Raw genomic sequence first — 13,815 nt, 5'->3', positions numbered from 1 at the left:
ACTCCTACAGGTGCTGTGGGAGCCAGCTTGCTGGCGATGAACGATACGCGGTGTATCTGAAAAACCGCGCCGTCCGGTTTGCTGCCGCTTCGCGGCAGATCGCGGCTAAAGCCCCTCCTACGAATCGTAAACCCTGTAGGAGCGGCTTTAGCCGCGAAGCGCCGGTACATTCCGCCCCGCCGATCAGGCCAGACGCGCTGCCTGCGCGGGTGCTGTCCTGGGCTTTCTGAACACCAGCACGTTCCCCGCCATGACCAGTCCCAGCCCCAGCAGCGCCGCCGGGGTCCATTGATAGCCTTCGACCCAGGCCGAGATGTTCAGCGCCACCACCGGGAACAGCACCGTGCAGTACGCGGCGCGTTCCGGCCCCATGCGACCGACCAGCGTCAGGTAGGCGGTGAAGGCGATGACCGAACCCGGCACCACCAGGTACAGCAGCGAGCCGACGTATCGAGAACTCCAGTCGAAGCTGAACGGCGTGCCACTGAGCACGCAGTACAGCCCCAGGATCGACGCGCCGTAGAACATGCCCCAGGCGTTGGTGGTCAGCGGACGCAACCCGGCTTTCTGTTGCAGGCTCGACAGCATGTTGCCCGCCGAGAAACAGAGCGTTCCCAACAGCGCCAGGCCCAGTCCGAGCAGCGTCTCGTGGCTGGCTTCGTGTCCGGACAGCTCCGGCCAGAACAGACAACCCAGCCCCGACAGACCCAGCGCGCCGCCGGCCAGCACATTGCTGGCCACCCGCTGACCGAAGAACACCCGTGCGTTCAGCGCGTTCCACAGCGTCGCGGTGGAAAACACCACGGCGATCAGCCCGCTCGGAATCCAGCGGCTGGCAGTGTAGAAACAGATGAAGTTGACGCAGAACAGACAGACCCCTTGCGCGAAACATATCAACTGGCCGCGCCGGTTGACCGCCTGCAAGCGCCGGCCGATCAGCAGAATGGCAAACAGCACCAGCGCCGCCAGGGCGAATCGGTAGAAGATCGACACGGGTATCGCGACTTCGCCCAGTTGCAGTTTCAAGGCGATCCATGTGGTGCCCCAGATCAGCACGGTCAGCAGGTAAAGCGAAAGGTTCATGATGCGGCTCCTGTTCAGGCCAGCAGTCTGCGCTGCGAGCCGATCGGGCCGTTTGCATAATCTTGCGCATTTCTCCCGCCCCCTGCTGGCAAGCGGCCGTGCGACGCGTAGGATGCAGGTTCCGGAGAGAACGTCATGTCGCACATCGAATCGATTCAGGTTTTCCAGTCGCTGAGCAACTCGCCCCACGCTTGCCTCGAACAGAGCGCGGCGCTGGGCGACGGGCTGATGGCGGCGCTGTGGAACAATCGTCATGACGCCCGCGAATACCGCGCGCCGACCCACCATACGCTGTCGTGCTACATCGCCGATGGCACCGGCACCTTTCGCCGCGACCGTCCGGCTCAGAAAGGCGCGCCGGGCAAACTGTGCATCTTGCCGGCCGGTCACGAGTCGGCCTGGGTCATCAATGGCGAGATTCGTCTGGCGCATTTGTACTTCAGTCCGGAACAGTTCGCGCTGGGCTGCGTGACGCTGCTGGATCGTGAACCCAGGGAAATGCAGCTGCGCGAAAACACCTTTCTGGAAGATGCGCGACAGGCCGAACGCTTCCGGCAGCTGATCGGCATGGACTGGAACGAACCGGCGGAACGTTTGCTGGCCAGCAGCCTGGCGCACGAAATGCTCAGCCACGCATTGCTCGCTCAGGCAGGCAAGCGCGACGGTCTGCATCTCAAAGGGGGACTGGCCGCGCATCAGCGTCGGCGACTGGTGGATTACATCGAAACCCATCTCGCCGAGCCCTTGAGCCTGGGACAACTGGCCGGACTTTGCGCGCTCTCGGAGTACCACTTCGCGCGGATGTTCAAAACCAGCTTCGGCGTGCCGCCTCATCAGTATCTGCTGGCACGTCGCATGGAACGGGCGCGGCTATTATTGCGCTCGACCGATCACGCCTTCGGCGACATCGCGCTGGCCTGCGGCTTCAGCAGTGCCAGCCATTTCAGCAATCGTTTCCGCCAGGTCATGCAGGCCACACCGGGTGCCTACCGTCTGGCGCTGAACGACGTCAGGCCGCCAGCAGCCTCCAGAGCGCCAGCGGACTGAGCGCTACGCAGGCAAGCCCCAGCAATACGACCCAGCGCGGGCGAAAAGGCATCAGAAATACCAGCAGCAGGACGCTGGCCATCAACACCGCGAACCATTGTACAAGGCCGAACCCCCAGCCGTCGGCGCTCACCGCTGCCCAACTGGACAACACCAGCAACAGCCAGCCACCGACCTTGAGCCTGCGCCCGTGTCCCAGTGCCAGCCTCCCACCCATCAGATCGGCGTAATGACGAGCCATCGACAAGCACAGCGCCGTGAAGCCCGCGTAGCACCACATCGCAGCCAACAGCATCAGCCCGGCTCCCCTGGACCGGGCGCGGCAGCCACCCGGGTCGCTCGCAGCGGCTTGTCGGACTTCACCAGCTTGAATTTCATGGCCGCCCAGCCGAGGAACAGGCCGGCGCCAAGCGCGGTCAGGTCGAACGCCGGCAGCGCCCAGTGTCCCTGAGTGATGGCGTTCAGCAGATACCGGGCGTTGCCAGTCAGTACATCGAGCAGCGGCACGCCGATGAACAGCAGCGCGCCCAGCCCCAGTTGCTCACGCCAGCCCTGGCGGCCGGTGCGCAACAGCGCATGCACGAGTGTCAGCCCCCAGACGGCGAAAAACACGTTGATCTCCCAGACGGCGCGCCCGGCCATGCCGACCGGCAACAGCCTGTTGGCCCAGAAAAACGCACCGACCGCCAGCATCAGACCGGCCATGCTGGCGATGTTGAGGACCTCCACCAGTCGCAACTCGAACGGCAGCACGCCGCTCTTGGCATGCTTGAGCTGACGCTTGCCCAGCCACATGACCAGACCGGTGCCGATCATGGCCGTGCCGGCGATACCGAACACGAAGTACAGCCAGCGCAGCGTCGGGCCGGCGAAATGCCCGACGTGCAGGCCGTACATCGCACTGGCAATCAGCATGGGCAATGGCCGGGGCGGGACTTCGCTGTCCAGCTCGCCGGTAGCACCGTTGAAGGTCAGCGCGCCGCCACGGTCCGGCACGATGCTGCCGCGATCGTCCCTGGACAAGGTGATCGAGGCGGTGACGTCCCCGGGATTGTTGATGAATACCCGACCCACCCGATCCCCTTTCCAGCGTTGGTCGGCAATCTTGAACAGTGGAGCGAGCGGGGGCAGCGGCGCCGGCGTGCCCTCGGCCTTCACGATCCGGCCCGACGGAAAGACTTCGTTGTAGAACGCCTGCGCGTTGCCGTAGGTGGAGAGAATGCTGGCCGGCATCACCATGTACATGAAGATCACCAGGCTGCTGTAGGTGATCATCAGATGGAACGGCAGGGCCAGCACGCCCACCGCATTGTGCCCGTCCAGCCAGGAACGCTGGCCCTTGCGCGGGCGAAAGGTGAAGAACTCCTTGAAGATCTTCTTGTGCACGATGATGCCGGTGATCAGCGTGATCAACATCACCATCGCTGCCGCCGACGCCAGCCAGCGCCCCCACGGATGCGGCATCTGCAGCTGGAAGTGGAACCGGAAGAAGAATTCGCCGCCCCGCGTGTCGCGCGCCTGGACTTCCTGACCGGTCAGCGGATCTAGCAGCGCACGCTTGAAACTGCCCCGCTCGCCTGGTTTACCGGCGGGCAGCCAGCCGACCGACAGCGCGGGAGTCCGCTCGTCCGGCATGGACACGAACCAGCGCGAGGCGCCGGCAGCGTTGCGTTGCAGGTATTCCTGAGCCACCCGGATGCTGGCCGGGCCATCGACAGCGTGCACCGGAATCTCCGGCTGCATCCATTGGGTGATTTCGTTCTTGAAGTAGGAAAGCGTGCCGGTCAGGAAGATCGCGAACAACAGCCAGCCGAACAACAGTCCGATCCAGGTGTGCAGCCAGGCCATCGCCTGGCGGAAACCCTCTTTCATGACAGCCACCGCTCACAGCACCAGAGCGCGCCCAGCACCGCGCACGGAATCGACAGACCCGCCCAGGCGCGCCAGGCCGAACGGCAGGCAAAACACCAGAGCACAGCGCCCAGGTAGACCAGAAACGACAGCATCATCGACATGACCACCGCTTCGGCGCGCGCCAGCGGCAACCAGTGGGCCAGGCAGACGCTAGCCAGCGAGGCCAACAGATACCCGGCGAAGATCGCAGCGATGGCGCGGGATGCGACCGCGAGACGATAGGCGACCGTCGGCCCCTTGGCCTTGGGTCTGCTGCGGCGCTTGTCGACCGGAGAGTCGGATGCGGAAGTGGCGTCCATCGATAAGCCTTTACCGTTCAGGTGAGCGATCTTGCAGAGAGGCGTCAGGCGTTTCCCGAAAACCGCGAAACACCGCGCAATATTAATGATAAATATTCTCATACGCAAAAGACTCTGCCAGAATCTGCGCCCTTCGAGTCTTCGTGGATCGTTCTACGTGATGCCCATCGCCGATTCCGTCCGCAATCCCGTCGTCGACGACCTGTATCGTGCCCACAATCTGTGGCTGACCGGCTGGTTGCGGCGAAGACTCGGCTGTCCGCACAGCGCGGCGGACCTGGCGCAGGACACCTTCATCAAAGTGCTGCTGGCGCGCGATACGCCTGTGCTCAATGAGCCACGCGCCTTTCTCGCCACCGTTGCCTGGCGCGTGCTGTGCAATCACTTCCGGCGCCAGGATCTGGAACGCGCCTACTTTCAGGCGCTGGCGGAAATGCCGCTGGAGTACGCGCCGAGCGAGGAAGAGCGCGCCATCATCCTGGAAACGCTGGTGGAACTGGACCAGCGTCTGGACGGCCTTCCGCCAGTGGTCAAGCGAGCCTTTCTGATGTGCCAGGTCGATGGCCTGACCTACGCCGCCATCGGCGAGCAACTGGGGATTTCCATCGCCACCGTCAAACGGCACCTGAACAAGGCGGCCCTGCGCTGCTATTTCGATATCTGAACATGACCGGCGAATCGCTCAACAAGACCGACGTTTCCCAGGCTGTCGCCAGACAGGCCGTCGACTGGCTGCTGGAAATCCAGGAAGGCCCGTTGCAAGGGCAACGTCAGGTGGCCTGGCAGCAATGGCTCAACGGCAATGCCGAACACCAGCGCGCCTGGGCGCAGATCCAGCGCGTCAATCAGCGTTTGAGCGGTCTGTCCTCGCCTCTGGCCCATGCGGCGCTGAACGCCCCGCGGTCGAGTCGTCGACAGGCGCTCAAACTGTTGCTGCTGCTGGGCATGGGTTCGGTGGCCGGCTGGAGTCTGCGCGAGCATGTTGACCTGCAGCCGTTGTTCGCCGACTTCGACAGCGGCGTCGGAGAGCGACGCCGCTGGGCGCTGGACGATGGCAGCGGGCTGCATCTCAATACCGCGAGCGCCGTGGACGTGCGTTTCGATGCCGGACAGCGGTTGATCCGGCTGTTGCGAGGGGAAATCCTCGTTACCGCGGCCGACGATCTCCGGCCGCTGCGGCTCACGACCGCCGAGGGTCTGATTCAGGCCGAGCCCGGCGCCAGCCGTTTCAACCTGCGTCAACGTGAGGGCCGCACGCAGCTGGCGGTGTTCAGTGGCAGCCTGCGACTCTCTCCCCACGACCGGAAAGGATCAGGCCTGCTGCTGCGGGCCAGTCAGCAAGTCGCGTTCGACCGCAAAGACTGGGGCGGCATCGCTGCGCTGGATGCAGGCAGCGGCGCCTGGGCGGACGGCATGCTGGTCGCCTCGCGCATGCGGCTGGCGGACTTTCTCGACGAACTGGGCCGCTATCGCCGAGGACGCTTGCAATGCGACGCCGACGTCGCCGAGCTGTTGATTTCCGGCAGTTATCCGCTGGCTGACAGCGAACGCATCCTCGACATGCTGGAGCGGGCCTTGCCGGTAAAAGTGCAGCGCTTCACGCGGTATTGGGTGAGTGTCCAGGCACGCACGGGTTCGGTGTAGGGGCCGACGCAGGCTTGCGATCAGGTGGAGATCCGCGCTGGGTTCGTCGCGAGCAAGCTCCCTCCCACAGTCATGCAGCTTCGAAAATAAATGAGCCGTTTTCGACATCTCGCGTGACAGACAGGGAAAGCATTTCAATTCCCGGCCAAAGGACTTACGCATGTCAGCCTGCCCCACTCCACTTTCTCCGCTGGTTCGCGCCCTGCGTCATCTGACATTCGGCGCGGGGCTCTGTCTCGCTGGCTTGCCGGCGGCGCAGGCTGCCCCCCAGGTTTATCACATCGCCTCCAGCGAACTGGAAGCGGCCCTGACTCAGTTCGGCCGGGAGTCGGGCGTGCTGATTTCCTACGGCTCCCACGTTACCGATGGCCTGAAAAGCCGTGGACTGGACGGACAGTACAGCGTCGAACAAGGCCTGGACGCGCTGCTGGACGGCACTGGCTTGCAGGCTCGCGCCGATGGCAGCAACAGTTTTACCCTGGAGCCGGTTAGCACCGCGGCGAGCGGCCCGATCGAACTGGGCGCTTCCACCGTCGTCGGCGACTGGCTGGGCGATGCGCAACAGACCGACGTCTTCGAACACCCCGGCGCACGGGACGTGATCCGCCGTGAAGAGTTCGAGCGCGTTGGCGCCACCTCGGCCCGGGAAGTGCTGAATCGCATTCCGGGCGTCAACGCTCCGGAAAACAATGGCACCGGCAGCCACGACATGGCGCTGAACTTTGGCATCCGCGGCCTGAATCCGCGTCTGGCGTCGCGCTCCACGGTACTGATGGACGGCATTCCGGTACCCTTCGCGCCCTACGGTCAGCCGCAGTTGTCGTTCGCGCCCGTTAGCATGGGCAACATGGATGCCGTGGATGTAGTGCGTGGCGGCGGCGCGGTCCGCTACGGGCCGCAGAACGTGGGTGGCATCGTCAACTTCGTGACCCGCGCCATCCCCGATGAACCGACGCTCAAGGGCGGCATTCAGACTCAGACCAGTCCTTCTTCGAGCCACGACGGCTTCAAGACCACCGGCAACCTGTTGGCCGGCGGCACGGCCGATAACGGTCTGGGTGGCGCGATTCTGTATTCCGGCGTGCGTGGCGGAGACTGGCGCGAGCACAGCGACACGCAGATCGACGACCTGATCCTCAAGGGCAAATACCAGATCGACGACGCCAACAGCCTCAATGCAATGGCCCAGTACTATGAGGGTGAGGCGCAGATGCCGGGTGGCCTGAGCGTGGCCGCGTACGACGCGGACCGTTATCAGTCCACGCGCCTGAAAGACAAGTTCTGGGGACGTCGCACCCTGGTCAATCTGGGCTATCGCTACGAGCAGGACGCCCGCGTCTTCACCGCCAACACCTTTTTCACCAAGACCCTGCGCAGCGGCTATCTGGATCAGGGCAGCTTCGTGTCGCTGTCGCCTCGGGAATACTGGGTACGCGGTGTGGAGACCCGCTTCTCGCAAGGCTTTGCCCTGGGTGAAACCTGGCACGAGGTCGGTGTCGGCTATCGCTATGTCAACGAAGCAGGACATGAATTGCGCTTCCGCGAGCCGGTGACCGGCGACCTGCCCACGACCGCCAGCCGCAACGACCGCGACACCCGTGGGGCGACGGAAGCCAACGCGTTCTACATCGATGATCGCATCGATATCGGCAAATGGACCATCACACCCGGCGTCCGCTACGAAGGCATCGATACCGCGCAGAACAACAACCTGACGAACGTCAGATACCAGGGCGACTACCACACCGCGCTGCCGGCCCTGAACGTGCTTTACCACCTGACCGACACCTGGAATCTCTACGCCAACACCGAAGGCTCGTTCGGCAGCGTGCAGTACAGCCAGATGCCCAACCGGGTCAGCGGCGGGCAGGTCAAGCCCGAGAAAGCACGGACCTGGGAGCTGGGTACACGTTACGACGACGGACGTTTGAAGGCGGAAATCGGCGCCTTTCTGATCAACTTCGATAACCAGTATGAGAGCAACCAGACCAACGACACCGTGATCGCCCGTGGCGAGACCCGCCATCAAGGCATCGAGACCAGCGTCAGCTATGCGCTGGACGGCCTGAGTCCGGCGCTGGCGGGCTTCGACGTCTACGCCAGTTACGCCTTCGTGGACGCCACCATCCGCGAAGACGGGGCGAACAAAGGCAACCGCGTGCCCTTCTCGTCCCGGCACAAAGGCACCGCCGGCGTGACCTGGACCGACGGCCCGTGGAAGCTGAACCTGGACAGCTCGTTCCAGAGCGACCAGTTCGCCGACAACGCCAATACCCGTGCGGAAAGCGCCGACGGCAGCACCGGAAAGATTCCGGGCTACATGCTGTTCAGCACACGTGCCGCCTACGACTTCGGCCCGCGCATGTCCGATCTCAACGTCGCGGTCGGCATCAAGAACCTGCTCAACCGTGAGTACTACACCCGCTCGTTCGACGACAACAACAAAGGCAAATACGCGGGCGAACCGCGCACGCTGTATGTGCAGACGTCGGTCGCGTTCTGACGTAGCGCAACACCGTTCAAGCGGGGCCATCGCCCATCAGAAAAATGGCGAGACTCCGCCGCAGGCCAATAGTTGCAGCCGATAGCGTGCGAAATATTTCTTACATATCGGGGGTTGAATTGTCCAACGCTAGCCGCCAACACTGTAAGCGAGCACAAGCGAAACCCGGCTTACCCCAGCCGGATATCAGGCGAGCTATCCCAAAAAGGATCAACTATGCAAATCCAGGTCAATAGCAACAATCACATTGAAAGCAGCGTTCGACTGGAAGAGTGGGTTCGTGCAACCGTTGAAACCGCGCTCGAGCATTACGATGAATACCTGACCCGCGTGGAAGTGCATATTCGCGACGAAAACGGCGACAAGTCGGGCCCCGACGATATCAAGTGCCAGATGGAAGCCCGTCCGAAAGGTCATCAACCAATTTCCGTTTCCCACAAGGCCGACACCCTCAACCAGGCCGTGGACGGCGCCGCCGTCAAGCTCGACCACGCGCTGGAGCACCTGATCGGCAAGCTGCGCGACAAGCGCGCGGCGCCAGCCCGGATCGACGACGATGCGATTACCGAGAGCGCGGACGCGTTGCTCGAAGAGGAATTCCTGGAGAAAGAGCAAGCCAAAGAGGCCGGTCGACTGGCGTAACGACACGCCGACGGCCCGAAGGCGATTCCGAAAGGAGTCGCCTTTTTTTGTGTCCGCCCGCTTCTGCTTCGGGCGTTGTGCACCAGAAAGGATCACTTCAAGTCGGACGCGACCCCGTCGCCTGCGGCGATTGTTGGACAAAAACGAGCAAAGCAAGGCTGGCCCGAACCATGCAATGACTCAAGCGATGCAAGAGGACGCTGGCTGTCTGGAGTAGACCTGGCTGACCCGAGCCCACCGCCGATGAGCGGTTCAGAACTAAAGGAAGTCAAGCCCGGTCCACTTATGCAGAACCATTGAGCAGGTGAATGAAATGGACAACCCTTTTCAAATGATCACGGACACGTTTCACCCCGAGTACCGCGTCAACCTGAGCATTCAGGGTCTGGACGGCAGCATCATGCTGACCTTGTCCAACGACAGCGGCATCGTCGCCAAGCGCCTGATCAGCGCGGCTCAGCGCAATGATCCGAAAAAGCTCAAACGCCTGATCGAAAGCATCCAGTTCGGGATCGCCATCGAGCAAGGCGACAGCGCCATCAAGGTCCTGGCCGCCATGACCGACAAGGTCTCGCCCAAATCCCTGCCCGCCCCATCCCGTGACTGGATGCAGGGTCGCTCCAACCTGGCGGTCGGGATCTGAAAGCGGCGCTTACAACGCAGCGCCGCTTTCACCCGTTCATACCTCGCCCTTCTCCTCAGTCACAGCGCCTTTGACGTTGCTGGACGGATCGGGAATCTTGGCCGACGGATACTTGAACGACGCATAGCGCACCACCAGGATCGCCACCGCCAGCAGCAGAATCCCACCGCATAGATAGATGATGCCCATGTCCGGCGCGTTGTGGTGCGAGACGTCCGAAATCAGCAGCCGGGTCAGCGCGGTGATCGCGACATAGATCAGGAAGCGCACCGGCATGTGATTGGTCTTGAAGTAGATCCCCGTCATCGCCCCCAGTTCGAGATAGATGAACAGCAGCAGAATGTCATCGACCGTGACATTGCCTTTCTCTACCATTCCCAGAAACGCGACCACTGACGCCCAGGCCGTAATGGCGCCGATGGCGAACAGCGCCAGAAAGTGGAAACTCTCCACACAAAGGTTGCCCAGCGACTCGGCCTGCGAATGCACCCGCTGGCGCATCTTTTCCGCCCATTTGTTTCCCATGACCTTGACCCTCAAGCCTCTGAACTTCTGACACCTCGTCACGGCCGATGCCGAACGATCGTGGCGCTTCGCGCGCATGCTTTGTAAAGCAGAAACGGGACCATCGGCTATGGTTGAGTGCGCGACAGGTTGTCGCAAGCCCGCGCTGCAGACGACTGCATCGAAAAAGGCCCAGCATTGCCACTAGGCATTCGGGCGTCGATGGCTTATGCTAAGCACTGTATATAAATACAGTTACCGCGAAATTATCGTTAAGGGATGTGAGGTGGTGAATGGCCGTCGAAGTGGTATACCGCAGCAGCCGAGATCTGGAGCGCCTGTTCATGGATAAAGCCGAAGCTGATCGTCATGACAAGATGCTGGAACTCGCCGAGTTGCTTGCAACCGTGTTGAACAAGGCAGTGCCGTCGCTGAGCGAAGCGCAAGTCGAAGAGGCCGGCATCTACATGGCCAAGAACCGTGACGTCTTCGCCCGGGCGTTCAAGAATCAACCGGACGCCCTGAACGAGTTGCTGACCGACGCTGCCGAGTGATTCCGCTGGTCTGCGCTGTCAACGCTCTGCCTGATCCGCGTGCAGCAAGCGTTCGGCGAGCGCATCGGCGACCCGGGCCGGAGAACGGTTTTCCGCCTGCGAATGGGCATAGACTTCGGTCAATCGCTGGCCTATACGGGACAGATGGGCGGTGACCGTGGTCAGGTCTTCTCCGCAATGGCGCAGGGCGACGTTGATCAACCCTCCCGAGTTGATGACGTAATCCGGGGCATACAGGATGCCGCGGCCTTCCAGCTGGTCAGCGATCTGCAGGCTGCTCAACTGGTTGTTGGCGGCACCGGCGACCGCTGCGCAACGTAGCTGCGGCACGCTCTGCCCGTTCAGCACTCGGCCCAGCGCGCAAGGCGCGAGGATATCGCAGGGCGTGCTCAACAGCGCCTCGCAGGCAATGGGGTGTGCCCCGAAAGCGTCCATGGCGTGTTGCACCTTGGCGCTGTCGAGATCGCTGACCAGCAGATCGGCGCCTGCCGCATGCAGCCGCTCCGCCAGGGGAAGCCCCACATGGCCCAGGCCCTGGATCGCCACCCGCAAACCTTCGAGATTATCGCTGCCCAGTCGCGCCAGCGCCGTGGTACGGATACCCGCGAATACACCCATTGCCGTGAACAGCGACGGATCGCCTTCTTCGCTGGTGCTGGTCACGTTGCGCGTGTGCAGCGCGATGCTGTCCATGTCTTCGCTCGAAGTGCCGCTGTCGACCGCCGTGATATAGCGGCCTGCCAGGGTTTCGACGAAACGGCCGAATGCCTCGAACAGCGCGGGGCGGTCCCGGATTTGTGCGGGGCGCATGATCACGGCCTTGCCGCCGCCAAGCGACAGCCCCGCCAGCACGGCCTTGTAGCTCATGTTTCTGGCCAGTTGCAGAGCGTCTTCCACTGCACTGTCTTCGTCCGGATAGGCCAGAAAACGACATCCCCCCAAAGCCGGCCCCATGCGAGTGCTATGGATGGCGACGACGGCTTTCAAACCGGTTTCCGAATCGCAGACCAGATGCAGCGATTCGGCGCGTGAACCTTGCATGAGAGCGAACATGATGGTGCTCCCGTAGTTCTTGTCAGCCGGAGTATAGGAGCTGCCTCGAAAACCGCCTGACCGCTCAGGCGTTTGCGTGCTTTGCTAGACGAAATCGACAGTCAGGGCTAAAACCAGATAGGTCACGCTCATGCACCAGTCGAAGCCATGCGGAGGCATCGATGACCCGATCCAGCCAGTATCAGGAGTATCTGAAACGCACACCCGCGTCAGTGTTCGAGGCCGCGTTGTGCATCTGCGCGGAACATGATCCTGACTTCGCGCCGGTGTCGGTGATGGACGAGATGGATCGTCTCCGGCGAGAGCTGCATAAGGCGCTTCCCGCCTCTCCGACACACGAGCTGGCGCAATTGATGCTCCGCCATCTCAACGCGCTCGGCTTTCAGCAGGATGACTGGAACCCGCCCAAGCCCGAATCGGCGCTGCTTCACCACATCGTACAACGACGCCGTGGTCAGCCATTGGGGATCGCTCTGATTGCGATGGAGCTGGCCAGGCGCATGGGGTTTGCCCTGGAAGGCGTGAACTTTCCCGGACATTTTCTGCTGCGCGTGCCCGGCGCCGATCACCTGCTGGACCCTTGCGGCGGGCGCAGGCTTTATCCCAAGGACTGCCATGAACTGCTGGTGCGTCAGTACGGCCCCGCCATGGCGCTGCATGCCGAACATCTGTTGAGCGCGACGCCCACCGGCATGCTGCAACGCATGTCTCGTAATCTCAGGCATCTGCACAGGCTCAACAACGACCTGATTTCGGCCTTGAAGGATGCCAACCGCATCATCGAACTGGGCGAAGCGACGAGCAACGATCACGTTGCCCGGGCTGACTTGTACCACACGCTGTCATGCCCGCAGGCCGAGCGTTTCGATCTGGAGCGCGCGCTGTTGCTGAGCGACGATCCGGTTCAGCGTTTGCAGTTGAGCGAGCGACTCGGTGAGCTGCCGGCGCCGGCCAGCGTGCATTGAAACGCTTGCCGATCGCGGCTGCGCGTCCGACTAATGTCCCATGGCGGCAACCCGCTCGATCTGTATTGACTATTGTTACCAACGGGGCAATAGAGATTATCTTTCAACGGGATGTTTCGAGTGCCACCCGGCTTCTAGAATTCAGGCTCTGAATCGTTGTTAACCCTGATCGATTCAGTGACGTTGATTTCACGCTCCTGGATTCGCGTCTTCATTCGGCCGCTGCGATTGCAGCGGCTTTTTTTATGCCTACGCCCATTACTCGCGCATCGGGCGGCCTCTACGGATCTTCCCTTCGTTTTCCTGCTTGATCATCTTCAGCATTTCAGGACTGTCGCCGGAATTGACGAAGGTGAAGAGATTCTGGATGACGTGCACGGTCCGGATATAATCCGGCAGCAGTGCTTTCGCATAGGGATCACCCATCAAAGTCTTTTCCTGGATGCGGGCGATTCGTCCGGCGAAGAATTCGAGTGCGTTCAGTTTCTTTTCCGCGTCTACCACATTGCCTTCCTTGTCGAACTCTTCTCCGGCGCTGCTCATCAGCTGTGCGGTGAGGTTGTCGATGAAACCGCTCTTGAACAGCAGCGCCCCGGCCCGTCCCAGTTCCTTGGGACTGATCTGCTCGGGATTGAAGCCATGGAACAGCGGTTTCATGCGCCGCTTTTCCATCTCGACGGAGTTGAGGGCGATGGCGTTTTCGCCGATTTCGCTCAGTATCTGCGACGCGTGAACAGTGGGCTTTTGCGGCTCGACCAGCTTGGCGGTCATCTTGATGCGCGTAGGCGGCAAATCGCCCCATATGAGTTTCGGCATGTTCTGTCCCTGACTTTGACTGATTCAAAGGTGCTATCGGAACCAGCACGGCCGGTTTTATAGCCGGCGGCCACCGCAGGGAAAATCCAGAACACTCCTACATTGGGCTTACATCATTCCCACGATTAACTGACTGAACCAGGCGTCG

15 protein-coding genes are annotated in these 13,815 nt (G+C 62.0%); 8 read left to right on the top strand and 7 right to left on the bottom strand.

Going from position 1 to position 13,815, the window contains the following annotated elements:
• Nucleotides 1-183 precede the first annotated feature (183 nt).
• Nucleotides 184-1,083 (bottom strand): DMT family transporter, encoded by a 900-nt coding sequence (locus tag TRP66_RS17285; protein WP_333404974.1) that lies wholly within the window; start codon nt 1,081-1,083, stop codon nt 184-186.
• A gap of 135 nt (nt 1,084-1,218) precedes the next feature.
• On the opposite strand from TRP66_RS17285, the gene TRP66_RS17280 reads away from it, so the two are divergent.
• Complete coding sequence (locus TRP66_RS17280) at nt 1,219-2,130, top strand: AraC family transcriptional regulator (RefSeq protein WP_333404972.1); 912 nt, start codon at nt 1,219-1,221, stop codon at nt 2,128-2,130.
• On the opposite strand, the gene TRP66_RS17275 is transcribed toward TRP66_RS17280, so the two are convergent.
• Genes TRP66_RS17275 through TRP66_RS17265 form a run of 3 tightly spaced genes read right to left on the bottom strand, consistent with a single transcriptional unit; the run spans nt 2,093 to nt 4,343 of the window.
• A complete protein-coding gene (locus TRP66_RS17275; RefSeq protein WP_333404970.1) occupies nt 2,093-2,425 on the bottom strand; it encodes a DUF3325 domain-containing protein in 333 nt (110 codons plus the stop codon). The genes TRP66_RS17280 and TRP66_RS17275 overlap by 38 nt on opposite strands.
• Nucleotides 2,425-3,978, bottom strand: coding sequence for a PepSY-associated TM helix domain-containing protein (locus TRP66_RS17270; protein WP_333405055.1), 1,554 nt, complete (start codon nt 3,976-3,978; stop codon nt 2,425-2,427). Before TRP66_RS17270 ends, TRP66_RS17275 begins: the two co-directional genes overlap by 1 nt.
• Nucleotides 3,979-3,998: 20 nt before the next feature.
• The gene (locus TRP66_RS17265; protein WP_333404968.1) at nt 3,999-4,343 is read right to left on the bottom strand and encodes a DUF3649 domain-containing protein; all 345 of its coding nucleotides are present in this window, start codon (nt 4,341-4,343) and stop codon (nt 3,999-4,001) included.
• A 160-nt stretch (nt 4,344-4,503) separates the two neighbouring features.
• Here TRP66_RS17265 and TRP66_RS17260 point away from each other — a divergent pair, with 160 nt between their 5' ends.
• From TRP66_RS17260 to TRP66_RS17240, 5 genes are all read left to right on the top strand, one after another.
• Complete coding sequence (locus tag TRP66_RS17260; RefSeq protein WP_333404966.1) at nt 4,504-5,007, top strand: sigma-70 family RNA polymerase sigma factor; 504 nt, start codon at nt 4,504-4,506, stop codon at nt 5,005-5,007.
• A 2-nt stretch (nt 5,008-5,009) separates the two neighbouring features.
• Entirely contained in the window at nt 5,010-5,987 is a 978-nt protein-coding gene (locus TRP66_RS17255) for a FecR domain-containing protein (RefSeq protein ID WP_442965214.1), read from the top strand.
• Nucleotides 5,988-6,147: 160 nt separating this feature from the next.
• Nucleotides 6,148-8,490 carry a TonB-dependent Fe(3+) dicitrate receptor FecA gene (fecA, locus tag TRP66_RS17250; RefSeq protein ID WP_333404964.1) on the top strand — a complete coding sequence of 781 codons (2,343 nt, stop codon included), beginning with the start codon at nt 6,148-6,150 and terminating at the stop codon, nt 8,488-8,490.
• 216 nt (nt 8,491-8,706) lie between these two features.
• Nucleotides 8,707-9,132 carry an HPF/RaiA family ribosome-associated protein gene (locus tag TRP66_RS17245; protein WP_333404962.1) on the top strand — a complete coding sequence of 142 codons (426 nt, stop codon included), beginning with the start codon at nt 8,707-8,709 and terminating at the stop codon, nt 9,130-9,132.
• A gap of 313 nt (nt 9,133-9,445) precedes the next feature.
• Entirely contained in the window at nt 9,446-9,775 is a 330-nt protein-coding gene (locus tag TRP66_RS17240; protein WP_333404960.1) for a DUF3509 domain-containing protein, read from the top strand.
• Between the two features lie 36 nt (nt 9,776-9,811).
• On the opposite strand, the gene TRP66_RS17235 is transcribed toward TRP66_RS17240, so the two are convergent.
• Nucleotides 9,812-10,300 carry a phosphate-starvation-inducible protein PsiE gene (locus TRP66_RS17235; RefSeq protein ID WP_333404958.1) on the bottom strand — a complete coding sequence of 163 codons (489 nt, stop codon included), beginning with the start codon at nt 10,298-10,300 and terminating at the stop codon, nt 9,812-9,814.
• A gap of 272 nt (nt 10,301-10,572) precedes the next feature.
• Here TRP66_RS17235 and TRP66_RS17230 point away from each other — a divergent pair, with 272 nt between their 5' ends.
• Entirely contained in the window at nt 10,573-10,833 is a 261-nt protein-coding gene (locus TRP66_RS17230; protein WP_333404956.1) for a YebG family protein, read from the top strand.
• Between the two features lie 18 nt (nt 10,834-10,851).
• On the opposite strand, the gene TRP66_RS17225 is transcribed toward TRP66_RS17230, so the two are convergent.
• Complete coding sequence (locus TRP66_RS17225) at nt 10,852-11,886, bottom strand: Glu/Leu/Phe/Val dehydrogenase family protein (RefSeq protein ID WP_333404955.1); 1,035 nt, start codon at nt 11,884-11,886, stop codon at nt 10,852-10,854.
• Between the two features lie 161 nt (nt 11,887-12,047).
• On the opposite strand from TRP66_RS17225, the gene TRP66_RS17220 reads away from it, so the two are divergent.
• Nucleotides 12,048-12,851 carry a SirB1 family protein gene (locus TRP66_RS17220; protein ID WP_333404953.1) on the top strand — a complete coding sequence of 268 codons (804 nt, stop codon included), beginning with the start codon at nt 12,048-12,050 and terminating at the stop codon, nt 12,849-12,851.
• A gap of 258 nt (nt 12,852-13,109) precedes the next feature.
• Here TRP66_RS17220 and TRP66_RS17215 read toward each other — a convergent pair whose 3' ends face one another.
• Nucleotides 13,110-13,667: a hypothetical protein gene (locus tag TRP66_RS17215; protein WP_333404952.1), complete on the bottom strand. Its 558-nt coding sequence runs from the start codon at nt 13,665-13,667 to the stop codon at nt 13,110-13,112.
• Nucleotides 13,668-13,815 lie beyond the last annotated feature (148 nt).

The sequence above is a fragment of the Pseudomonas sp. JDS28PS106 genome, from assembly GCF_036706555.1.
Classification (GTDB): Bacteria; Pseudomonadota; Gammaproteobacteria; order Pseudomonadales; family Pseudomonadaceae; genus Aquipseudomonas.
Note: the sequence above shows the minus strand (reverse complement) of the source record. Positions and strands in the feature narration are given on the sequence as shown.